Origin of the sequence: Isoptericola dokdonensis DS-3 (assembly GCF_001636295.1) — a bacterium.
Taxonomy (GTDB): Bacteria; Actinomycetota; Actinomycetes; order Actinomycetales; family Cellulomonadaceae; genus Isoptericola; species Isoptericola dokdonensis.
In genome coordinates this window covers 3193384-3212995 of the sequence record NZ_CP014209.1, presented here as the reverse complement: position 1 = coordinate 3212995, position 19612 = coordinate 3193384, and the positions used below count along the sequence as shown (strand labels likewise).

21 protein-coding genes, 1 tRNA gene and 1 pseudogene are annotated in these 19612 nt (G+C 72.5%); 12 read left to right on the top strand and 11 right to left on the bottom strand.

Annotated elements, in window-relative coordinates; all coding sequences use genetic code 11:
* The first annotated feature begins 70 nt into the window (after positions 1-70).
* A complete protein-coding gene (locus I598_RS14720; protein WP_232314177.1) occupies positions 71-2074 on the top strand; it encodes an MDR family MFS transporter in 2004 nt (667 codons plus the stop codon).
* A gap of 17 nt (positions 2075-2091) precedes the next feature.
* Here I598_RS14720 and I598_RS14715 read toward each other — a convergent pair whose 3' ends face one another.
* From I598_RS14715 to I598_RS14705, 3 genes are read right to left on the bottom strand one after another with little or no spacing between them, the layout of a single operon-like run.
* Positions 2092-3228: an FUSC family protein gene (locus I598_RS14715; protein WP_068203701.1), complete on the bottom strand. Its 1137-nt coding sequence runs from the start codon at positions 3226-3228 to the stop codon at positions 2092-2094.
* 7 nt (positions 3229-3235) lie between these two features.
* Positions 3236-4384 (bottom strand): CAF17-like 4Fe-4S cluster assembly/insertion protein YgfZ, encoded by a 1149-nt coding sequence (gene ygfZ / locus I598_RS14710; RefSeq protein ID WP_232314176.1) that lies wholly within the window; start codon positions 4382-4384, stop codon positions 3236-3238.
* A gap of 14 nt (positions 4385-4398) precedes the next feature.
* On the bottom strand, positions 4399-4962 hold the full coding sequence (locus I598_RS14705; protein WP_068203698.1) for a heme-binding beta-barrel domain-containing protein: 564 nt from the start codon (positions 4960-4962) through the stop codon (positions 4399-4401).
* Positions 4963-5115: 153 nt separating this feature from the next.
* Here I598_RS14705 and I598_RS14700 point away from each other — a divergent pair, with 153 nt between their 5' ends.
* Positions 5116-5493, top strand: coding sequence for a DsrE family protein (locus I598_RS14700; RefSeq protein ID WP_068203696.1), 378 nt, complete (start codon positions 5116-5118; stop codon positions 5491-5493).
* Positions 5494-5520: 27 nt separating this feature from the next.
* Here I598_RS14700 and I598_RS14695 read toward each other — a convergent pair whose 3' ends face one another.
* Together I598_RS14695 and I598_RS14690 are read right to left on the bottom strand one after the other, a co-directional pair.
* The gene (locus I598_RS14695; RefSeq protein WP_068203691.1) at positions 5521-5979 is read right to left on the bottom strand and encodes a DUF4395 domain-containing protein; all 459 of its coding nucleotides are present in this window, start codon (positions 5977-5979) and stop codon (positions 5521-5523) included.
* Entirely contained in the window at positions 5976-6440 is a 465-nt protein-coding gene (locus tag I598_RS14690; RefSeq protein WP_068203689.1) for a TlpA family protein disulfide reductase, read from the bottom strand. Before I598_RS14690 ends, I598_RS14695 begins: the two co-directional genes overlap by 4 nt.
* 137 nt (positions 6441-6577) lie before the next feature.
* On the opposite strand from I598_RS14690, the gene I598_RS14685 reads away from it, so the two are divergent.
* The gene (locus tag I598_RS14685; RefSeq protein ID WP_068203687.1) at positions 6578-7231 is read left to right on the top strand and encodes a YceI family protein; all 654 of its coding nucleotides are present in this window, start codon (positions 6578-6580) and stop codon (positions 7229-7231) included.
* Between the two features lie 15 nt (positions 7232-7246).
* Here I598_RS14685 and I598_RS14680 read toward each other — a convergent pair whose 3' ends face one another.
* Positions 7247-7981, bottom strand: a complete 735-nt coding sequence (locus I598_RS14680; protein WP_068203685.1) for a hypothetical protein — start codon at positions 7979-7981, stop codon at positions 7247-7249.
* Positions 7982-8067: 86 nt separating this feature from the next.
* On the opposite strand from I598_RS14680, the gene I598_RS14675 reads away from it, so the two are divergent.
* Genes I598_RS14675 through I598_RS14665 form a run of 3 tightly spaced genes read left to right on the top strand, consistent with a single transcriptional unit; the run spans position 8068 to position 10167 of the window.
* Positions 8068-8811: a winged helix-turn-helix transcriptional regulator gene (locus tag I598_RS14675; RefSeq protein WP_068203684.1), complete on the top strand. Its 744-nt coding sequence runs from the start codon at positions 8068-8070 to the stop codon at positions 8809-8811.
* Positions 8812-8853: 42 nt separating this feature from the next.
* Positions 8854-9792, top strand: a complete 939-nt coding sequence (locus I598_RS14670; RefSeq protein ID WP_068205327.1) for an alpha/beta fold hydrolase — start codon at positions 8854-8856, stop codon at positions 9790-9792.
* 9 nt (positions 9793-9801) lie between these two features.
* On the top strand, positions 9802-10167 hold the full coding sequence (locus I598_RS14665; protein WP_068203682.1) for a nuclear transport factor 2 family protein: 366 nt from the start codon (positions 9802-9804) through the stop codon (positions 10165-10167).
* Between the two features lie 14 nt (positions 10168-10181).
* On the opposite strand, the gene nth is transcribed toward I598_RS14665, so the two are convergent.
* Complete coding sequence (nth, locus tag I598_RS14660; protein WP_083973366.1) at positions 10182-10991, bottom strand: endonuclease III; 810 nt, start codon at positions 10989-10991, stop codon at positions 10182-10184.
* A gap of 128 nt (positions 10992-11119) precedes the next feature.
* Here nth and I598_RS14655 point away from each other — a divergent pair, with 128 nt between their 5' ends.
* Positions 11120-11797, top strand: coding sequence for a Crp/Fnr family transcriptional regulator (locus tag I598_RS14655; RefSeq protein ID WP_068203680.1), 678 nt, complete (start codon positions 11120-11122; stop codon positions 11795-11797).
* Between the two features lie 350 nt (positions 11798-12147).
* On the opposite strand, the gene I598_RS14650 is transcribed toward I598_RS14655, so the two are convergent.
* Positions 12148-12615 carry a RidA family protein gene (locus I598_RS14650; protein ID WP_068205325.1) on the bottom strand — a complete coding sequence of 156 codons (468 nt, stop codon included), beginning with the start codon at positions 12613-12615 and terminating at the stop codon, positions 12148-12150.
* A 5-nt stretch (positions 12616-12620) separates the two neighbouring features.
* Positions 12621-12779, bottom strand: a complete 159-nt coding sequence (locus I598_RS17730; protein WP_157557261.1) for a DUF4177 domain-containing protein — start codon at positions 12777-12779, stop codon at positions 12621-12623.
* 121 nt (positions 12780-12900) lie between these two features.
* Here I598_RS17730 and I598_RS14645 point away from each other — a divergent pair, with 121 nt between their 5' ends.
* From I598_RS14645 to I598_RS14635, 3 genes are all read left to right on the top strand, one after another.
* Positions 12901-15276, top strand: a complete 2376-nt coding sequence (locus I598_RS14645) for a transglycosylase domain-containing protein (RefSeq protein ID WP_068203679.1) — start codon at positions 12901-12903, stop codon at positions 15274-15276.
* Positions 15273-16187, top strand: a complete 915-nt coding sequence (locus I598_RS14640) for a metallophosphoesterase (RefSeq protein ID WP_068203677.1) — start codon at positions 15273-15275, stop codon at positions 16185-16187. The genes I598_RS14645 and I598_RS14640 overlap by 4 nt, the downstream gene beginning before the upstream one ends.
* Positions 16188-16285: 98 nt before the next feature.
* A tRNA-Pro gene (locus I598_RS14635) sits at positions 16286-16362 on the top strand.
* 185 nt (positions 16363-16547) lie between these two features.
* Here I598_RS14635 and I598_RS14630 read toward each other — a convergent pair.
* Positions 16548-17006, bottom strand: a pseudogene (locus tag I598_RS14630) (transposase); the annotation flags it as partial.
* A 58-nt stretch (positions 17007-17064) separates the two neighbouring features.
* Between I598_RS14630 and I598_RS14625 the strand changes: the two are divergent.
* Together I598_RS14625 and I598_RS14620 are read left to right on the top strand one after the other, a co-directional pair.
* Complete coding sequence (locus tag I598_RS14625) at positions 17065-17727, top strand: helix-turn-helix domain-containing protein (protein ID WP_068203676.1); 663 nt, start codon at positions 17065-17067, stop codon at positions 17725-17727.
* Positions 17720-18484: a hypothetical protein gene (locus I598_RS14620; protein WP_198155704.1), complete on the top strand. Its 765-nt coding sequence runs from the start codon at positions 17720-17722 to the stop codon at positions 18482-18484. Before I598_RS14625 ends, I598_RS14620 begins: the two co-directional genes overlap by 8 nt.
* A 202-nt stretch (positions 18485-18686) precedes the next feature.
* Here the strand turns inward: I598_RS14620 and I598_RS14615 are convergent, their stop codons facing one another.
* Complete coding sequence (locus I598_RS14615; RefSeq protein ID WP_157557260.1) at positions 18687-19469, bottom strand: hypothetical protein; 783 nt, start codon at positions 19467-19469, stop codon at positions 18687-18689.
* Positions 19470-19612 lie beyond the last annotated feature (143 nt).

Below are 19612 nucleotides of genomic sequence, written 5' to 3'. Positions count from 1 at the left end.
GGCGTCGCCGGGCGCTCACCGGGCAGTCGTGGCAGGCTCCCAGGGAGCGACGGACGAGGAGGGCACCCTGGTGAGCGCTCAGACGGCAGACCCGCAGGCACTTCCACAGTCCAAGGTCTGGGCGATCTTCGCCGGCCTGATGCTCGCGATGCTGCTCGCGGCGCTCGACCAGACGATCGTCTCCACCGCGCTCCCCACGATCGTCAGCGACCTGGGCGGCGCCGACCACCTGTCGTGGGTCGTGACCGCGTACATGCTGGCCTCCACGGCCACGACGGTGCTGTGGGGCAAGCTCGGCGACCTGCTGGGCCGCAAGGAGCTCTTCATCGTCTGCATCGTCATCTTCCTCGTCGGGTCGATGCTGTGCGGCACGTCGACGACGATGGGCCAGCTCATCGCCTGGCGCGCGCTGCAGGGCATCGGCGGCGGCGGGCTGATGGTGCTCAGCCAGGCGATCATCGGCGACGTCGTCTCGCCGCGGGAACGGGGCCGGTACCAGGGCCTGTTCGGGGCCGTCTTCGGCGTGTCGTCGGTGGCGGGCCCGCTGCTGGGCGGCTTCTTCGTGGACAACCTGTCCTGGCAGTGGGTGTTCTACATCAACGTGCCGATCGGGATCGTCGCGCTGGTCGTGGTGGCCTCCGTGCTGCCCCGCATCAAGCCGGGATCGCGGCCGCGGATCGACTACGCCGGCATCGTCCTGCTCGCGTTCGTCTCCACGGCGATCGTGCTGGTGACGAGCCTGGGCGGCACCGTGTGGGGCTGGAGCTCGCTGACCACCTACACGTGGGCCGCGCTCGGCGTTGCGGGACTCGTCGCGTTCGTCGTGGTCGAGCGCCGGGCCACGGAGCCGGTGCTCCCGCTGCGCCTGTTCTCGAACAAGGTGTTCAGCGTCGCCGCGGTCGTCGGGTTCGTGTCGGGCTTCGCGATGTTCGGCGCCATCACCTACCTGCCGCTCTACCTCCAGACCGTCAAGGGCTCCTCCCCCACCGCGTCCGGCCTCGAGATGACCCCGATGATGCTGGGGCTGCTGCTCACGTCCATCGTGTCCGGCCAGCTCATCACCCGGACGGGGAGGTACAAGCCGTACCCGATCATCGGGACGGCGACCACCGCCGTCGGCCTGTACCTGCTGTCCCTGATGGACCGCGACACGTCGACCCTGCAGGCCGCGGGCAGCATGTTCGTGCTCGGCCTCGGGCTCGGCCTGATCAACCAGGTGCTCGTCATCGCCGTCCAGAACGCCGTCGCGTACCGCGACCTCGGCACCGCCACGTCGGGCGCGACGTACTTCCGCACGATCGGCTCGTCCGTGGGCGTCGCCGTCTTCGGCACGATCTTCGCAGGCGGGCTCACGACGAACCTCACCACCGCGCCGCCCGCGGGCGCCACGGGCGCGTGCGGACCCGAGTCGCTCGAGGCGAGCGTGGCAGGGCTGGCCCAGTGCCCGCCGGAGGTGCAGGGCTGGTTCCTCGACGGCTACACCGCCACCATCCAGACGGTGTTCCTGTTCGCGGTACCGGTGGCGCTGGTCGCGTTCGCGTTCGCCTGGCTGCTCCCCCAGGTCGAGCTCCGCACGGCCACCCGGGACACCGAGCCGACCGAGGCCGCGGGCCTCGCGGCGGGCGAGGCGTTCGCGCTGCCGTCGAGCCGCACGTCGCTCGAAGAGCTCCGGATGATCCTGTGGCGCCGCGTCGGGCGCGCCGACCCGCTGCGGGTCTACGAGATCACCGCCCCCGACGCCGACCTGTCCCCCGAGGAGGCGTGGATGGTCACGCGCGTCGCGCTCAAGCGCACCCGCGAGGTGGACGTCATGGCGGCGCGCGCCCACGCCGCGCCCTCCACGGTGCGCGCGGTCGCGACCGGCCTCGCGGCCCGCGGCATGGTGGTGCTCGACGGCGACACCGTGCTCGCCAACGACCAGACCGACCTGGCCGCGGAGGTGCTGCGCGAGGCCGAGCGGCGCCGCATCCAGCAGCTCGTGCGGGAGTGGCCCGGCGACGAGCCGGAGATCGACGCGCTGGCCGACGAGATCGCCGCGATCCTCGACCGCGACCCGGAGGACGCGCGGGGCTGAGCGCCGCCCCGGGTGCCTCAGAGCTCGGGGAGCATCGCCCGCGCGTCCCGCGCGTCCGTTCCGGCGGCCTCCAGGACGTCCACGAGCGGAGACCTGACCAGCAGCGCGAGCGACGCGACCCGCAAGTGGTCGCCGCCCAGCGCGTGCGGGTCGGCCCGCCGCGCCGCGTCTGACAGCACCTCGCGCGCGCCCTCCGTCGAGGTGCCGTCGGCCAGCGCACCCGCCAGCAGGCGCACGCCCGCGGCGCAGCGCTCCACGACCTCCGCGGTGGGACCCACCTCGGGCCACGTGCCGTCCGCCGCGACCACCGTCGGGGCGCGCCGGGCCAGCAGCCGCACGCTGCGCATGGCCCGGTCCACCAGGACGGCCTGGTCGACGAGCCGCAGGATGTCGTCGCGTCGCGCCCGGTTGACGCTCACCCGCGCGACCTCGGCGGACCGCCGGGCGCTCTGGATCCAGTCGGCGAGGACCGGCTCCGACGCCCGCCCGCGCACCAGCGCCGACGCCAGCTCGTCGACGTCCTGGTCGTGCAGCCCGCGCGCCACCGACTCGAGGGTCTCGGCGAGCTCGGTGGTCGCCTCCCCGGCGAGCACGCGCAGCCGGCGTCGTGGGTCGTCGGGTGTCAGCAGGGTCACCGCGAGCGCGACGAGACCGCCGACGAGGGCGTCCGTCCAGCGGCTGAGCGGCCCGGCGGAGGCTGTCGCGGCCGGCAGCCCCACGACGACGATCGCCTGGACCCCGGCCTGCGTGACGAGCAGCGGCCCGCGGTCGATGAAGCGCGCGAGCAGCGCGGAGACGAGCAGGACGACGGTGAGCTGCCACCAGCCGGACCCGATGAGGTGGACGACGACGTCGCCGATCCCGACGCCCACCGCGACGCCGACGGCGACCTCGGCCACACGCCGCGGGTCCCGGTCGAACGTGTAGCCGAGGCAGACCCACGCGGCGACGGCCGCGAAGAAGGGCTGGTCGTGGCCGAGCCCGTAGTGGGCGATCGCGTACGCGGCACCGGCGGCGAGGGACGCCTGCACGACGGGCCAGAACCCGCTGCGCACCCGCCCGAACCCCTGGCGGAGCCGGACCTGCCGGACGAGCGTCCGGAGCGCGGCGCCCGCGACCTCGCCCGCCGGGCGGGCCTCGGGGCCGTCGCTCACGGGCGGGTCACAGCAGGCTCTGCGCGCCGCTGCCGCGAGGGGTGAGGCCGCGCATCGTCTCGCCGCGCGACTCGGGCCGGTCCGCGGAGACGCCGTCGCCGGGGACGACGACCTCCTGGGTGGCGGCCACGACGATCTCCTCGGCGCCGGGGCCCGGACCGACCGGTCCGACGACGGCGAGCAGCGCGTCCTGCGGGACGTTGCGCTTGACCACGGCGAGCGCGACGGGGCCGAGCTCGTGGTGCCGCGCGAGGGTCGTCACCACGCCGACGACCTTGCCGTCCGGGCCGTCGAGGCGGACCTCGGCGCCGGCGTCGGGCACGACGTGCTGGGAGCCGTCCAGGTGGAGCAACACGAGGCGCCGCGGCGGGCGGCCGAGGTTGTGCACGCGCGCGATCGTCTCCTGACCGCGGTAGCAGCCCTTGTGCAGGTGGACGGCGGTGCGCAGCCAGTCGAGCTCGTGCGGGACGGTGCGGTCGTCGACCTCGCGGGCCAGGCGGGGCCGCCACGCCTCGACGCGCAGCGCCTCGGACGCCCACGTGCCGGCGAGCCGCCAGCCCGCGGCCTCGCGCGCGGCGACGGCGGCGTCCAGGTCGGCGCGCGGGACGAGCACGAGGCGCCACGGACGGTCGGCGCCGGGGTGCTCGTCGGCCGGTGCGCCGTACCGGGTCCCGCCGGGCGCGACGTGGGGCCAGGCGTCCCGCCAGGTGACGGGTTCGTCGGCGGTGCCCTCGGCGTCGACGGGCTCGCCGAGCGCGGCGTACTCGCCGGTGACGTCGTCGATCTCGACACGCATCATGAACCGCATCCGGGTCAGCCAGGCGACCAGCGGCTCGACGTGGTCGGCCTCGGTGACGAGCCAGGTGGAGGTGCCGTCGTCGACCACGGCGAGCGCGTGCTCGACGCGGCCCTGCGGGGACAGCACGAACAGCTCGGTGGAGGTGCGCGGCGGCAGCGCCTGCACGTCCTGCGAGGTGATGGAGTGCAGCCAGGTGAGGCGGTCCGGCCCGGTGAGCCGGACGACGCCCAGGTGCGACTGGTCGACGACGGCGCCGCCGCGGACCAGGGCGCGCTGCTCGGCGACCGGGTCGCCGTAGTGCCAGGCGACGCCGGCGTCGGGTCCGGTGGCGGCGACCGCCCCGGACCTGCTGAGCAACGGGCTGCGGTACGTCACTGGCGGTCGAGCTCCCCGGACGCGTACGACGCCATCGGGTGACCGAAGGCGGCGAGCTCCTCGACCCAGAGGAGACGGCCCTCGACGTTGCCGTAGAGCCGCTTCGCGGCGGTCACCTCGGCCGCGGTGGAGGTCCGGGCGACGAAGTCGGTGGCCAGGTCGACCCGGCCGTCACCGACGGCGCCGAGGAACAGGGAGAGCCGCCCGGACGCGTCCGTGACGAGCGCCTCGACGACGTGCTTGTCCTCGGGCAGCCCGTCGGGGCGGTCCGTCGAGATGCGCCAGTACCCGGTCTCGGTCGACCAGACGGTGTCGAACCCGGCGTCGTCGCCGGTCTCGCCGTCGGGCACCTCGCCGTCGGCGGCCGCACCGGAACGGACACGGATCGTCGACTCGAAACGCAGGTAGGGGCCGCCGTCGTGGTCGAACACCAGCTCCTGCACGAAGGGCGTCTCGTCGATGCCCTCGTACTTGACGACTCCCGTGCCCGCCCACCGGCCGACCAGCCAGGCCAGGGGGTACACCTCGGGCGCGAGGCCGTCGGGAAAGGCGAAAGGCATCAGCGCTGACCCTGGAACAGCTTGTAGACGACGTACCCGGCGAACCAGGTGATGACGCCGACGGTGACGACCAGGAGGCTGGTGAAGAAGATCTCGAGCGCGTGGACCGACATGCTCAGATCGTACCCACCGACGTGCGGTTAGGGTCGCGCTATGACCGACACCACACCGGCGCGCACGCTCGTCCTGAAGTCGACCTCGGGGACCGACCGGCCGGAGGCCGCGAACCAGGTGCTCACGGTGGCGGCAGCGGCGGTGGCCGCGGGCGTCGAGGTGTCGTTGTGGCTGACGGGCGAGGCCGCCTGGTTCGGGGTGCCCGGGCGGGCGGCTGAGCTCGAGCTCGACCACGCCGCCCCGGCGGCGGACCTGCTGGACGCCGTCCTGGCCGCGGGGACCGTCACCGTCTGCACGCAGTGCGCGGCCCGCCGCGGCATCACCGAGGACGACGTGCTGCCGGGGGTGCGGATCGCGGGTGCGGCGGTGTTCGTCGAGGAGTCGTTGCGGCCGGGGGCCCAGGCGCTCGTCTACTGACCCCGGGCGGCGCCGACGCGCGCTGCGTCAGGTGGCGCGACCTGCGCGCCGGCGCAGCCGGCTCAGCAGCAGGTAGGCCTCGCACCCGAGGCACAGCCCCAGCGTGGCGTTGAGCGCGGCCGCGAGGAACGCGACGCCCGCCGCCCACGGCACGACCGCCGTCGCGCCCGCGAGGCCCGCCACGACGCCGACGCCCGTCACCACGAGACCCACGAGCTGGGCGAAGCGGGGCGGTGCGACGTCCTCCAGCTCGGTCGGCGGCGCCAGCCGCGGCCGCACGAGGACGCGGAACAGCCACCCCTGCCAGGTGGCCTGCGGGCCCTTGACGGCGCCGGGGACGAACGACAGCGCGACGAACGCCAGCAGCAGCAGCGCGGGCGTGGTCGCGCCGAGCAGGACGACGACGGCGAGCAGCGCGGCGGTGATGCCCGCGCCGACGCGCGGGCCGCGCGGGTCGATGCCGGTGCGGGTGGTGGCGGTCGTCACGGGGTCCTCCTCGGGGATCGACCGGAGCGGTCGACGGCGGCGAGGGCCTCGCGCGCCTGGTCGGAGGACATCGTGCCCGACGCACGGGCCACCTCGGAACCCGTGGGGTCCAGGACGAGCACGGTCGGGGTGCGGAGCACACCGGCGCGCCGCACGAGGTCGGGCCGGTCGTCGACGTCGACCTCGACGTGCTCGACCCCCGGTTCGGCGTCCCGCACGGCGCGCAGCGTCCGCGCCGTGGAACGGCAGGCGGAGCAGACCTCGGCCGACAGCTGGAGGAACGTCGCCCGCTCACCGAGCGTCGCCCCGGCCGTCTCCACCTCGGCGCCCCACCCGTCGTCGACCCCCGACCCGGCAGCCGGTACCGTCGTCCGGACACGACCCTGGGCCCGGCGCCACACCAGGCCGACGAGCGTGGTGACGGCGACGAGCAGAGCGAGCATCGTCCACTGTTCGGACATTCGCGTGACCTCCTCCGTGCCAGGGTGGGAACATATCGGTTTGCATGGATGTTCCCGGGTCGTTGCCCGGGGCCTCACCCCCGACGCACCCTTGTGCCCGTCCCGTGCTCCCCGCGCCGCCCCTCAGGAGGCCCACGATGCCCGCAGCGCCCACCCGGACCTGGAACGACCTGGTCATCCCCGCACCGGGGAGGTACGACCTCGACGAGGCGCACAAGCGCATCGGGTTCCTCGCCATGCACATGATGGTCAGCCCCGTCCGGGGCGAGTTCGGCACCGGGTCCGCGACGATCCACGTGGCCGAGGACCCCCTCGACTCCTGGGTCACCGCCACCATCGAGTCCGCCTCCATCTCGACGCACCTCGACGACCGCGACACCCACCTCAAGAGCCCCGACTTCCTCGACGTCGAGAACCACCCGACCATCGAGTTCCGCTCGACGGGCATCGAGTGGCAGCCGGCACCCGACCCGATCTTCTCGTGGGCGATGCTCAAGCGCAGCAGCCCCGGTCGGCTCGGCCTCCAGCGGGACCCCGGGAGCAGCACCAGCTTCGTGCTGCACGGCGAGCTGACGATCCGCGGCATCACGCGGCCCATCGCGCTCGACGCCGAGTTCGGCGGCGCCGGGACCGACCCCTACGGCCGCAACCTCTTCGGGTTCAGCGCCACCGCCGACTTCGAGCGGGAGCAGTTCGGCCTGCTGTGGAACGTGGCCCTCGAGGCCGGCGGCGTCCTCGTCGCCAAGAAGGTCCGCATCGAGCTCGCCGGCGAGGCGATCCGCGCCGAGTGACGCGCGGCCCGGCCGTCAGACGAGCAGGCGACCGACCACCAGGACCAGCATCCCCGTCACCGTGACGGGGACCGCGACGGCGGCCAGGGCCGCCCGTCGTCGCGCCAGCGTGGGCTGCCGGTCGAACAGGAACCGCAGGGCGGCCGCCACCAGACCCGCCACCAGACCCACGACCAGCCCCAGCAGCGGCTCCACCTCCGGCAGGGCGGACGCCGCGCCCACGCCGGCCGCCGCGCCCAGCGCCGCCGCGAGCAGCGACCCGGTCCAGCCCGCCGCGATCGGCAGCGCAGAAACCGCCGACCCCACGGCCAGGGCCACCGCGCTCGTCGTCACCAGGTCCGCGCCCGCGTCGGTGCGCACCGCCGCCACCCAGCCCGCCGCGCACACGGCCGCCACGACGCCCGCCGTCATGCCGCTCACCGACTCCACGAGCCGTGGCCGGCCGCCGCGCCGCAGCATCTGGGCGACGAAGGCCAGCACGAGCGACATCGCAATCACCAGCGGCAGGTTCCGCAGCACCGGCTCGCCCTGCGTGAACCACGTGACCGCCAGACCGCCCAGCCCCGCGACCAGGACGACGAGCGTCGTCGCACCCTCCGCAGGGAGCCGCAGCAGCGGGGCCCAGCCCACGGCCAGCAGCACGACGAGCAGCGCGGCCGCGACCGCCGTCCACAGCGGCCCGACGAACGACGCGACCGCCAGGAGGGTGGCGAGCACGGCGGTCGTCACGGCGCGGGAGGTCACGGTCACGGGGTCGAGTCTCCCATGGTGGTCGGTTGTGACCTGTCGCTCACGGCACGGTACCTTTGCCACCAGCGGCAACGGGAGGAGCACGCGTGGCCGAGCTGTTGATCCTGACCCCGGCGACCGGCGGTTCGGTCGAGGTGCTGCCCGCACTCGGCCTGCTCACGCACAAGGTGCGTGTGCTGCCGATGGAGCCGTCCGCCCTGGTGGACGCCCCGGACGCCGACGTCGTCCTGCTCGACGCGCGCCGCGACCTGGTCGCCGCCCGCACGACCTGTCGACTGCTGCACGCCACCGGTCTCACGGTGCCGCTCGTGCTCGTCCTCACCGAGGGCGGGCTCACGGTCGTCAACCACGAGTGGGGCGCCGACGACCTCCTGCTGGAGAACGCCTCCCCCGCCGAGGTCGAGGCCCGGCTGCGGCTCGTCGTCGAGCGGTCCGCCCGCGGACCGGCCGACGACTCCCCGCAGGAGATCTCCGCCGGCGAGCTCGCCATCGACGCCGGCGGTTACACCGCCCGGCTGCGCGGCCGCCCCATCGACCTCACCTACAAGGAGTTCGAGCTCCTCAAGTACCTCGTGCAGCACCCGGGCCGCGTGTTCACCCGCGCCCAGCTGCTCCAGGAGGTCTGGGGCTACGACTACTACGGCGGCACCCGCACCGTCGACGTGCACGTCCGGCGCCTGCGGGCCAAGCTCGGCCCCGAGCACGAGCAGCTCATCGGCACCGTCCGCAACGTCGGCTACCGGTTCGACCCGCCCAAGGACCGCGTCGCCGAGAGCGGCAGCGAGTCCGGCAGCCAGGGTTCCGCCGCGCCGGTGACCTCCGGCGGCTGAGCCGGTCGGCCTCCGAGCCGGTAGGTTGCGGGCGTGACCGCCATGTCCGACGCCACCGACTACAGCCGTGCCCTGGTCGAGGGTCCCTGGCGCCACGAGCTCGTGCCCGCCAACGGGTCCCGCTTCCACGTCGCCACCGCCGGGCCCGCACGGACCCACGGCGACCGCCGACCCCTCGTGGTGCTGCTGCACGGGTTCCCCCAGTTCTGGTGGACCTGGCGCCACCAGCTCACCGGCCTCGCCGACGCCGGGATCCGCGTCGCCGCGATGGACCTGCGCGGCACCGGCGCCTCCGACAAGCCACCGTCCGGCTACGACGTCCCCACCCGCACGCGAGACGTCGCCGGCGTCGTCCGGTCGCTCGGGCACGAGCAGGCGGTCGTCGTGGGCTGCGGCACCGGCGGGATCCTCGCCTGGGCGATGGCCGCCCTGCAGCCCGGGATCACCGCGGGCGTCGCCGCGCTGTCCGCCCCGCACCCGCTGCGGCTGCACGTCCCGCCCCGGCGCCTCCTCACCCCCGCCGCGAAGCGGCTCCTGACGCTCGCCCAGATCCCGTCCCTGCCCGAGCGACGGCTCGTCGACGGGCGCGGCGTCGACGCCGTCCTGAGCGCCGGGGGCGGCACGCCGCTGCCGGAGGAGGACCTCGCCCGCTACCGCGACGTGCTGCGCATCCCGTTCGCCGCGCACAGCGCCGTCGAGGCGGTCCGGTGGCTCACCCGCACCTCCGTGCGGCCCGACGGCCGGCACTACCTGGCCGCGCTGCGCCGGCCCATCGAGGTGCCCGTCCTGCAGGTCCACGGCTCCGTCGACGCGTTCTGGCGACCAGGGAACGCCGACGTCGACGGCGCTGCCCTCGCCCGCCGCTTCCGGTTCGAGACCGTCGACGGCGCCGGGCACCTCCTGCCCGAGCAGGCGCCCGAGCAGGTCAACGCACTCCTCACGGAGTGGCTGGCGCCGATGATGAGCCTCCCCGCTGCCTAGACTCGGGCGATGAGTCTTCTCGAGGCCGAGCGCGCGCTCCAGGCCGCCCAGCGTGGCGGCGACGTCAGCGCCCTGGAGGAGCTGCTGCATCCCCGTTGCGTCGGCGTCGGCCCGGACGGGTCCGTCTTCTCCAAGGACGACGACCTGGAGGGCTACCGCTCGGGTCTGCTGCAGATCACCCGCCTGGAGGAGGAGTCGCTGGACGTCCAGGAGGACGCCCTGAGCGGAGTGACCCGGCTGGTCGCCGCGGTGGACGCGATCCAGGGCGGCACCGCGGTCTCCGCGCGGTTGACCTACACGCGGCTCTGGGTGCGCGCGGGCGAGAGCTGGCGGGTGCTGGCCGCCACCCTCGCACCGGCGTCCGAACCTGCCTGACCGGCAGCCGTGCCCTAGCCGCGCGGCCCTGGCTTCAGCAGCTTCGCAGCCGCCACCGGGTCCTGCTCCCCGGTGCCCGACGACGGGCACCAGCGCGCCACCGGGCACGCCCCGCACGCCGGACGCCGCGCGTGGCACACGCGCCGCCCGTGCCACACCAGGTGATGGCTGAGCATCGTCCAGTCGCGCTTCTCGAACAGCGCGCCCACCGCGTGCTCCACCTTGACCGGGTCCTCCTCCGTGGTGAAGCCCAGCCGGCGCGACAGCCGGCCGAAGTGGGTGTCCACCGTGATCCCGGGGATGCCGAACGCATTGCCCAGCACCACGTTCGCCGTCTTGCGACCCACGCCCGGCAGCGTCACCAGGTCTGCCAGCCGGGGCGGCACCTCGCCGTCGAACCGCTCCACCAGCGCCTGCGCCAGCCCGATCGTCGCCCGCGACTTCGCCCGGAAGAACCCCAGGGGCCGCAGGATCTCCTCCATCTCCGCCGGGTCCGCCGCCGCCAGCGCCACCGCGTCCGGGTACCGCGCGAACAGCGTCGGCGTGGTCGCGTTCACCCGCACGTCCGTCGTCTGCGCCGACAGCACCGTCGCCACCAACAGCTCCAGCGGCGTCGTGAAGTCCAGCTCCGCCCGCGCGTCCGGGTACGTCTCGGCCAGCACCCGGTCCACCTTCCGCGCACGACGCACCAACGACAGGTGCGACTCACCGGACGGGGTAGGCTGCTGGCGGTTCACCGTGGGCACCACCGCAGCGTATCCACCGCCTCCGACACCGGCCGGTCCCGCTCCTGACGGAACTTCCGGCGCGCGCCGGTCGTTCATCCCCCGGCCGTCGACGCGACGAGCCTCCGGGCGCGGAGCCCCCTGGTGAGGCAGACTGAGACCTGGAACACACTTGTGCGCAGACCGGGCCGGCGCCAGGTCGGCCCTGAGAGATCGTGAGGAATGCTGTGGACGACACCGTCGTGCTCTCTGCCCCCCTCTTCTCGGACATGGAGAGCGAGGAGTCCAAGGCGCTCTTCGCCTCCATGGTGCCCGTGGAGCTGAGCCGCGGGGACGTCCTGTTCCGCGAGGGCGAGCCGGGCGACCGTCTCTACGTGATCGCGCAGGGCAAGATCAAGCTCGGACGCCGGTCGAGCGACGGCCGCGAGAACCTCCTGTCGATCCTCGGCCCCGGGGAGATGTTCGGCGAGCTCTCCCTGTTCGACCCCGGCCCCCGCACCGCCACCGCGTCGTCGGTGTCCGAGGCGCTCATCTACGAGCTGCGGCACCAGGCCCTCGTGCAGTGGATCGCCCAGCACCCCAGCGTCGCCACGACGCTCCTCGGTGCGCTCGCCCGCCGTCTGCGCCGCACCAACGAGACCCTCGCGGACCTCGTCTTCTCCGACGTCCCCGGCCGGGTCGCCAAGGCGCTGCTCGACCTGTCCAACCGGTTCGGCGAGACCAACGACGAGGGCGTCCGCGTCGCGCACGACCTCACGCAGGAAGAGCTCGCCCAGCTCGTCGGCGCGTCCCGCGAGACCGTCAACAAGGCGCTGGCCGACTTCGCCACCCGCGGCTGGGTGCGCCGCGAGGGCCGCGCCGTCGTGCTCCTCGACCTCGACCGGCTGGAACGTCGCGCCCGCTGAGGTTCCGCTCGGCCTTCGTCCTCGACTCCTTGCGGGAGGGCGAGGGTGCTCCGCGTCGTCGCGTTCACGGTCGCTGCGCGACCTCCACTTCGGGTGGGACGACGACGCGGAGCACCCTCGCCCTCCCGCTTCGTCGTCTGGGTCGCGCCTCGCTCGACGACACCTGTGGTCACGATGCGTCGTCGTCGTGCGCCGGACGTGAGCCGACGACGGAGCGGGGTGGCGGTGTGGTGCGCGCGGCCGTCTCCTGCCCGAGGTGGAGCGCCCCCTGGGGCGCGTGAACGCGGCCGCGCGCACCTCACCGTCACCCCGCGAGCGCGAGCGCGACGATCACCGCAACCCCGTCGGGATCAGGCGGGGAGCTCCGCGATGATCTCGACCTCGACCGGGGAGTCCAGCGGCAGGACCGCGACGCCGACGGCGGAGCGGGCATGGGTGCCCGCGTCGCCGAAGATCTCGCCGAGGACGGTGCTGGCCCCGTTGAGGACGGCCGGCTGACCGGTGAACGACGGGTCGCTCGCGACGAAGCCCGTGACCTTGACGATGCGGACGCCGTCGAGGGTGCCGGCGACGCTGCGGACGGCCGCGAGGGCGTTGAGCGCGCAGGTACGGGCTAGGTCCGCGGCGGTCGCCGGGTCGACGAGGCCTTCGCCGTCGCCGACCTTGCCGGTGACGGGCAGGGCGCCGTCGACGAACGGGAGCTGCCCGGCCGTGTAGACGTGCGCACCGGAGCGGACGGCGGGCTGGTAGGCCGCGACGGGTGCGGCGACGCCCGGGAGGGTGATGCCGAGCTCGGCGAGGCGTGCCTCGACGCTCACGACGGTCACGCCCCGGGACGCTTGAGGTAGGCCACGAGGCCGGTGCCGTCAGGTCCGGGCACGACCTGGACCAGCTCCCAGCCGTCCGCACCCCACTGGTCGAGGATCGCCTTGGTGTTGTGGATCAGGAGGGGGATGGTCGCGTACTCCCACGTGGTAGCCATGGCGCGATGGTAGCCCGGCGGCCCTCTGCTCGATGCCCGGCACGACCATTCCACAGGACCTGCACACGCGCCCCGTCGGGTTCGGGTCGTGGCCCGGAGGTCAACCTCTAGGCTGTTCACCATGGCGTCACCCGAGTCCCGCCGCATCACCCGAACGATCCCGGCCGGCCAGCTGGTCGCCCTGCTGCTCGCCTTCGTGCTGGCCGCGGGGGCCGGTGGCGTGCTCGCCGCCGGGTTCGTGATCCCTGCCGTGGCGGGCGCGAACGCCGCCGCCGACAGCACGATCGAGATCTACGACGAGGTCCCGGCGGAGCTGGAGCCGCGACCGCTGTCCCAGCAGTCGCGGATCTACGCGTCGAACGGCCGGCTCCTGGCGACGTTCTACTACCAGAACCGCATCGTGGTGCCGCTGGACCAGATCTCGGAGCACATGCAGCACGCGGTGATCGCGATCGAGGACGAGCGCTTCTACGAGCACAACGGGATCGACGCGCGCGGCATCACGCGTGCCGCGGTGAACAACTTCAGCAGCGACTCGACCCAGGGCGCGTCGACGATCACGCAGCAGTACGTGAAGAACATGCTGATCGAGTCGGCGCTGCAGGACGACGACCCGTTCGCCGTGATCGACGCGCACGAGGACTCCCTCAACCGCAAGCTGCGCGAGGCGAAGATGGCGGTCGCGCTCGAGAAGCAGATCTCGAAGGAGGAGATCCTCCAGGGCTACCTGAACGTCGCCCAGTTCGGCTCGGCGAGCGTGTACGGCGTGGAGTCGGCGTCGCGCTACTACTTCGACAAGTCCGCGGCGGACCTCACGCCCGTCGAGGCGGCGACGATCGCGGGCGTGACGAAGGCTCCCGGCCTCTTCGACCCGACGCGCAACCCGGACAAGGCGGAGGAGCGGCGCAACGCCGTCCTGCAGAACATGTGGAAGCTCGGCTACATCACGAACGAGCAGCGCGACGAGGCGCAGGCGACGCCGATCGAGGACACCCTGGACGTCACCCCGACGTCGGCGGGCTGCCAGGCCGCGAACCAGGCGGCGTTCTTCTGCGACTACGTCATCAAGGAGGTCCTGCTGGACCCCGCGTTCGGGGAGACCCGCGCGGACCGTCAGGAGCTGCTGTACCGGGGCGGCCTGGAGATCCACACGACGCTGGACTGGAAGAAGCAGAAGGCGGCGTACAAGACGATCAACCAGGCCGTGCCGGAGGACGACGACTCCAACCTGGAGGCGGCGATCGTCACGGTGGAGCCGGGCACGGGCGAGATCCTCGCCATGGCGCAGAACGTGCCGTACTCGGGGACCGCGGAGGGCGACAAGGCCAGCCGTGACACCACCGTCAACTTCAACGCGGACTACCTGCACGGCGCGTCGGGCGGCCTGCAGCCGGGGTCCAACTTCAAGCCGGTGGTGCTGGCGGAGTGGCTGCGGTCCGGGCACACGCTGAACGAGCGCGTCAGCGCGAACCACACGACCTACACGGTCGGGAACTTCCAGGCGTCGCCGTGCACGAACGGTCTGGGTACGTCGCCCTGGGACCCGCGGAACGCGGAGGGGAACACGGGCGGCACGATGCCGGTGCTCCAGGCCACCTACGAGTCGGTGAACACGGCCTACGTGTCCATGGGCTACCAGCTCAACCTGTGCGACCTGCGGCACACCGCCTACGAGATGGGCTTCCGACCGACGAGCAAGAGCACGGGCGACGTCGAGGACCGGGGCCCGCTGCGCACGACGGACGTCAAGGAGAAGGACATCGACGTCGTCGCGCCGATGATCGTCGGCACGCAGGAGACGTCTCCCCTGGCCGTCGCGTCGATGTACGCGACGATCGCCTCGGGCGGCACCTACTGCTCGCCGGTCGCGATCAACGAGGTGACCGGCCCGGGCGGCGAGAGCTACGAGGTGCCGCAGGCCGACTGCGACAAGAACGCCCTCGCGAGCAACATCGCCAACACCATGGTGTACGCCATGGAGCGCGTGTTCACCGACGGCACCGCGCGTCGCCTCGGCGGCCTCGAGGACGGCCGTCCGGTGGCCGGCAAGACGGGCACCTCGCAGCTGGCCGCGCAGACCTGGTTCAGCGGCTTCACGCCGCAGCTCGCGACCTCGGTGTGGGTCGGGTCGATCGAGAGCCAGACGGAGGACCACACGAACGGCCTGTGGGTCGACGGCGAGTACTTCGAGCCGCTGTACGGCTCGTCCGTGGCCGCCCCCGCCTGGAAGACGTACATGGACCAGGCGGTCAAGGGCATGCCGGTCCAGGACTTCGGCGAGCCCGACCCGGACCTCATCGGCCAGGTGGCCGCGCCGCCCGCCCCTCCGACGACCGACGACGGAGACTCCGACGAGGACTCCGGCGACGACGGCGGCGACTCGGGCTCGGACGACGGCGACTCCGGTGACTCCGGCGGCCCCGGGAACGGCAACGGCCCCGGCAACGGGAACGGGAACGGCGGCGGTCGTGGCGGCGACGGCGGGAGCGACGACTGAACCCGCTGAAGCTGCTCGGCGGCGCTGTCGGCGTCGCGGCGGCCGGACTCGCCTACGCGCACCTGGAGACGAAGCTCTTCACGCTGCGTCGCGTGACCGTGCCCGTGCTGACTCCCGGCGAGCGTGACGTGCGCGTGCTGCACGTGTCCGACCTGCACCTCACCCCGGGCCAGGGCCGCAAGATCGAGTGGGTGCGGTCGTTGGCGGCCCTGGAGCCCGACCTCGTGGTGAACACCGGCGACAACTTCGCCCACCCGGACTCCCTGGCCCCTCTCCTGCACGCGCTGGAACCGCTCCTGGCCTTCCCGGGCGCGTTCGTCATGGGGTCGAACGACTACTACTCCCCCTCGTTCAAGAACCCGGCCCGCTACCTGCTGCCGGACGCCCGGCTCCCGTTCCGCCGGCAGCCCGACCTGCCGGCCGACGAGCTCGCGAAGGCGATGTCCGCCGCCGGCTGGGCGGACCTCGACAACCGCCGGGACGTCGTCGAGGTCCACGGCCGCCCCGTGACCCTCGTGGGCGTGGACGACCCGCACATCGACCGTGACGTCTACCCGGAGGCCGCCGAGGCGCCGTCGGGCACCGTGCTGCGCCTCGGCGTCACCCACGCCCCGTACGTGCGGGTCCTCGACCAGATGCACGCCGACGACGTCGACGCGATCATCGCCGGGCACACCCACGGCGGGCAGCTCTGCCTGCCGTTCTACGGCGCGCTGGTGACCAACTGCGACATCGACCGCCACCGCGTCAAGGGCCTGCACGGCTGGCCCGACGCGCGCCCCGACGAGCACGGCGGCGAGGGCTCGACGTGGCTGCACGTGTCGGCCGGTGCCGGCACCTCCCCGTACGCGCCGGTGCGGTTCGCGTGCCGCCCGGAGGCGACCTTGATCACGTTCACCGCACGGCGCTGATCTGATTTTCGTTCCGGGCCGATCGTCGGCTATTCTGAGCAGGCTTCCGCACGCGGGGCCCGGGCTCGGCCCAGGTTCGTCGAGCGGACGTGATCCCTCGGGGTGTGGCGCAGCTTGGTAGCGCGCTTCGTTCGGGACGAAGAGGTCGCAGGTTCAAATCCTGTCACCCCGACCACCAGGAAGGCCCTCCGGCCAGCGGAAACGCTTGGCGCGGAGGGCCTTTCGTCTTACCCCGAGCGCCACGAAACCGGGGTGCTTCATTAACTGGCTCAGCGCAGATGAGGGGGTGCTCGGGTGACACGCCGGGCGCCGGTGGTGGCGGCTGGGTAGGGGTCGAGGCCAGGGCTCCGGCAGAGTGGCTCATCCGATCTGAGGGTGTAGCAGCGGTCTGAAGCCTCCGGCCTCGAGCAGGGACCGGGCGATGTAGTGGGTCAGGTTGCGGAAGCCGAGGGCGGAGCCGCGCAGGTGCTCGAGACGACCGTTGATGGCCTCGGTGGGGCCGTTGCTCGTGCCGGGCAGGTCGAAGAATGCCAGCACGTCGGCGGCGCGTTTCTTCAGGGTCCGGCCGAGGGTGACGAGCTCGCTCAGCGCGGCGGGGACGCCGCGTGTCAGGGAGTCGATCACGGCGGTCATGAGAGCCTGGCCCTGGGCGCGGTCGGGGTGGCGGTAGGCGGTGATCATGCGCTGGTAGATGCCCCAGGTCGCCTCGACCTCTACATGTTCCTCGATGGCGAACACCGCCTCGAGACGTGCCTGCTGCTTGTCGGTCAGCAGGTCGGCGCCGGTGTGCAGAGTCCGGCGCGCACGATACAAGGGGTCCTTGGCTCCTCAGCGTGATCAATTGACTGATTGTTTCGCTTAGGCGAAACTGTCTGTCATGTCGTTGGTTGCCGTGCGGGATGCAGCCGAGCGCCTGGGGGTCTCGACTCGGCAGGTGCAGCATCTCGTCGCCCAGGGTGAGCTGACGGCACTCGCACGTGGGGTCATCGACTCGGACTCGATCGAGGCGTTTCTTGCCGAGCGCGGTCAACGACGCACCAGGGCGTGGTTGCCGGAGACGGCGTGGGGCTCGGTCGCAATCCTGTCAGGGCTCGAGGCGTCATGGATGGGCGCCAGCCAACGGTCCCGGCTCAAGGCGCGGCTTCGAACCATGAGTTCCGCGGACCTGGTCGACAGGGCGAGGGATCGCGCCGATACCTTCCGGTACGCCGGGCACTCGACCGTCGCCGGGCGCCTGAGGGGTGCGATCGTCGGCACGAGCGCCGTGCGGCCCCAGCTCGGGCTGGCGGAGGCCAACGCGATCGACGGTTACGTCGCCGTGGACGAACTCGGCAACCTGGAACGCCGGTTCGGGCTGACCCGAGACACCGATGGCAGGATCACACTCCGCGCGACCGCATTCCCGATCGCCACGATCACGCGCCTCGCCGATGCAGGCACCGCGCTCGCCGCACTGGACCTTGCCGGGTCGCTCGATGTCCGCGAGCGCGTCGCCGGCCTGGACGCCCTCACCGATGCCCTGGAGAAGCTGCGTGGCTGACCGCACCACCATCGCCGTCGCGACCCCACCGGGCGGATGGCTCGCGCCCTGGCCTAATGTTGCCGAGATCGCCGGCGCACTACCGCACACCGCGTGGACCCTCGTCGGCGGGCTCATGACCCAGTTCCACACGATCCACCACGGCCTGGACGTCGTCCGGCCGACCAACGATGTCGACATCGTGCTGCACGTTGAGACCACGCGCGGCCTACCGGCCAAGGCCGCGCGCGCCCTGGAGTCCCTCGGATACCGGATGCTCACCTCGATCGACCCGCGCGAGCGCACCGCGCACCGGTTCGTCCGCGGAACCGACCGCATCGACCTGGTCACGAGTGACGTCGTCGACGTCCTGGTCGCAGACCACGCTGCACCGAGTGTGGTCGAGCTGATCCGCGGCCACGACCTCGTCGCGATCGAAGGCGGCACCCAGGCGCTGCGCCGCACCGTCAACGCAGATCTCGTCATCGACGAGTGCCGGACGACCATCAGTGTGCCCAACGTGTTCGGGGCGCTCATCCTCAAGGCCGCGGCCTACCGCACCGACTCCCGCAACCCCGAGCGTCATCTTCAAGACGCGGCCGCGCTGCTGTGTTGCCTCGATGACCCATTCGCCATCCGTGAGACGTTTGCCGGTTCGGACCGTCAGCGCATCGCCACACTGACGCGGAAACTGCCCGACGACTCCCGCTACTGGAATGCGATCCCGGGTGAGGCCCGTCGCGAAGGCCAGGCAGCACTGCGGATCCTCACGAACTAGTGGTTTACCCCGGGCACTAAGTGAGCATCTACGGCCTCCCTGCCGGTCCGACGGCGACCGACAGCCAAGGACGACAAAGCGCGGAAACACGTGCGCTTCCCCAGGTCGCGAGCAGTGCTACTGCCCTTCGGGACGAAGAGGTCGCAGGTTCAGATCCTGTCACCCCGACCAGCCGAGAAGGGCCGCTGACCTAGGCGTTTGTTCAGGGCAGCGGTCCTGCTCGCTTCCTCCGAGAGACCTCTTCGTGGTCGCTGGGGGCTTTCTGGGGCTTGCGAAGCGGCGCAGACCTTTTCGTGCACCGGCACCAGTGTCGCGTCCGCCCAGGTCTGCAGCGTGCGTAGACCTCGTCGATCTCGCGCACCTTGTCGGCGAGCCAGGCGCGGGCCTCGTCGAGCGTCGCGAGGATCGGAGTGGTCCCGTCGACGAGAGTCTCGTCGCGCGCGTCGGCATACGCCAGGGACCAGTCATCCATCGGCCGCAGCGGCAGCGGGGGCCAGGACTGCTGATTGCGGAAGGCGAAGGTGCGCACGCACATCTGCCGCAGCACGCTCAGGTCGGGGCGCGCAACCACAGCAGCTGCAGGTCCACCAGGTCGTGGGCCCGCACGTCGTCGGGGTCGGTGACGGCGTGGACCTTCTGAGATCTGGTACTCCAGATCGACGAGCTCGACCGGCTGCAGGTCGCCGAACCCGAAGTGGTCGCCGAACTCCATTAGGTGCCCGTCGATCTGCCTGCGGGTGTGGGCGAACGGACCGATCTCGGGGTCGGAGACCTCGACGTCCAGGCCTGCCCACGCCTTGCCGAGGAACGGGATCGAGACCCGGTAGGGGTGCATCACGTACTGCGGCTCGGCAAGCCCGGGGTCGTGGAGTCGCACCGCACGCACCGAGGCCGTGCAGGCGACCCGGGCCGGGGCATCGGGGTCACGGCGCAGCGCACCCTTGGATGCCGGAACCCTCAACCCCACCGCGTGCGAGCCGGTCACCGAACGCCTGCTCGAAATCTTCTCCACGCGCACGCGTGGAGACATCGAGATCTGCGGTCGCGCGAGTGCCCTGCTCGCCCATGCGCAGCTTGACGCCCATGCCGCCCTGGATCGCGACGGCGTCCGGTCAGCTGTCACGGCTC

Excerpts from the sequence above, each read along its gene's own strand:
- I598_RS14705 (WP_068203698.1), bottom strand. The coding sequence starts at position 4,962 with ATGCCTTTCGCCTTTCCCGACGGCCTCGCGCCCGAGGTGTACCCCCTG.
- I598_RS14700 (WP_068203696.1), top strand. The coding sequence starts at position 5,116 with ATGACCGACACCACACCGGCGCGCACGCTCGTCCTGAAGTCGACCTCG.
- I598_RS14690 (WP_068203689.1), bottom strand. The coding sequence starts at position 6,440 with ATGTCCGAACAGTGGACGATGCTCGCTCTGCTCGTCGCCGTCACCACG.
- I598_RS14685 (WP_068203687.1), top strand. The coding sequence starts at position 6,578 with ATGCCCGCAGCGCCCACCCGGACCTGGAACGACCTGGTCATCCCCGCA.
- I598_RS14670 (WP_068205327.1), top strand. The coding sequence starts at position 8,854 with ATGTCCGACGCCACCGACTACAGCCGTGCCCTGGTCGAGGGTCCCTGG.
- I598_RS14665 (WP_068203682.1), top strand. The coding sequence starts at position 9,802 with ATGAGTCTTCTCGAGGCCGAGCGCGCGCTCCAGGCCGCCCAGCGTGGC.
- nth (WP_083973366.1), bottom strand. The coding sequence starts at position 10,991 with ATGAACGACCGGCGCGCGCCGGAAGTTCCGTCAGGAGCGGGACCGGCC.
- I598_RS17730 (WP_157557261.1), bottom strand. The coding sequence starts at position 12,779 with ATGGCTACCACGTGGGAGTACGCGACCATCCCCCTCCTGATCCACAAC.
- I598_RS14645 (WP_068203679.1), top strand. The coding sequence starts at position 12,901 with ATGGCGTCACCCGAGTCCCGCCGCATCACCCGAACGATCCCGGCCGGC.
- I598_RS14625 (WP_068203676.1), top strand. The coding sequence starts at position 17,065 with ATGTCGTTGGTTGCCGTGCGGGATGCAGCCGAGCGCCTGGGGGTCTCG.